This is a genomic window from Mycobacterium sp. 050272, from assembly GCF_039023525.1.
GTDB lineage: Bacteria > Actinomycetota > Actinomycetes > Mycobacteriales > Mycobacteriaceae > Mycobacterium.
Map to the genome: position 1 here is coordinate 1 of NZ_JBCHKV010000056.1, position 1,488 is coordinate 1,488.

General features: G+C 64.3%; 1 protein-coding gene. It reads left to right on the plus strand.

Annotated elements, in window-relative coordinates; all coding sequences use genetic code 11:
• The first annotated feature begins 135 nt into the window (after window positions 1–135).
• Window positions 136–1,455 (plus strand): IS256 family transposase, encoded by a 1,320-nt coding sequence (locus tag AAHS21_RS31935; protein WP_013472279.1) that lies wholly within the window; start codon window positions 136–138, stop codon window positions 1,453–1,455.
• Window positions 1,456–1,488: the final 33 nt, after the last annotated feature.

Consider the following 1,488-nt stretch of genomic DNA (forward strand, 5'->3'; position numbering starts at 1 on the left):
GAGCAATGATCAGAACCTGTGGATGAGCCTCGGTGAGGGGGCGTGAAAGTGGGCGCACCTTCCCGAGGATGATCTGAATATCCGAAGGTCCGATCATGAGCCGGCGTTGGCGCGCTGGTTCGGGAAGGTACGCCCATGCTCACCGTAGTTCACGATGCCATCGAGGCCAACGAAAGCACTGGCGGTGCTGGTCGGTCGTTGTTGGACGAGATCGTCCGCGACGGCGCCCGTCAGATGCTGGCCGCCGCGTTGAAGGCTGAGGTCGCCGCCTACGTGGCCCAGTTCGCCGATCAGCTCGATGAGAAGGGGCATCGGCTGGTGGTCCGCAACGGCTATCACCAGGCCCGCGAGGTGCTGACGGCAGCCGGGGCAGTTGAGGTGAAAGCACCGCGAGTCAACGACAAACGCGTCGACCCCGACACCGGTGAACGGAAACGGTTCTCCTCGGCGATCCTGCCGGCCTGGGCACGCAAGTCACCGCAGATGAGCGAAGTGCTGCCGCTGCTGTACCTGCACGGGCTGTCCACCAGCGACTTCACCCCCGCTCTGGAGCAGTTCCTGGGCTCGGGTGCCGGGCTCTCGGCCACCACGATCACCCGGCTGACCAGCCAGTGGCAGGACGAGGCCCGCGCGTTTGCCGCCCGGGACCTGTCGGGCACCGACTACGTCTACCTGTGGGTCGACGGCATCCACCTCAAGGTCCGCCTGGACCAGGAAAAGCTGTGTCTGCTGGTGATGCTCGGCGTGCGCGCGGACGGCCGCAAAGAGCTCGTGGCGATCACCGACGGCTACCGGGAATCGACCGAGTCGTGGGCTGATCTGCTGCGCGACTGTAAACGACGCGGCATGACCGCACCCGTGCTCGCCGTCGGCGATGGCGCACTCGGCTTCTGGAAAGCGGTACGCGAGGTGTTCCCGGCCACCAAAGAACAGCGGTGCTGGTTTCATAAGCAAGCCAATGTGCTTGCCGCCCTGCCGAAATCAGCGCACGCGTCGGCGTTGTCGGCGCTCAAGGAGATCTACAACGCCGAGGATATCGACAAGGCCCAGTTCGCGGTCAAGGCCTTCACGGTCGACTTCGGGGCCAAGTACCCCAAGGCGGTCGCCAAGATCACCGACGATCTGGACACCCTACTGGAGTTCTACCACTATCCCGCCGAGCACTGGATCCACCTACGCACGACAAATCCGATCGAAAGCACCTTTGCCACAGTACGTTTGAGAACCAAGGTCACCAAGGGGCCGGGATCACGTGCGGCTGGTCTGGCCATGGCCTACAAGCTCATCGACGCCGCCGCGGCCCGCTGGCGTGCCGTCAACGCACCACACCTGGTCGCCCTGGTCCGCGCCGGCGCGGTCTTCCACAAGGGCAAACTGCTCGAACGCCCCACCGAAATCACCCCACCGACACCGCCCTCAGACGGCGATCAGCAAGCCGGAACGGAGGTCGCCTGAAACACGCCGATCCACAGGTATTGACAATTCCTC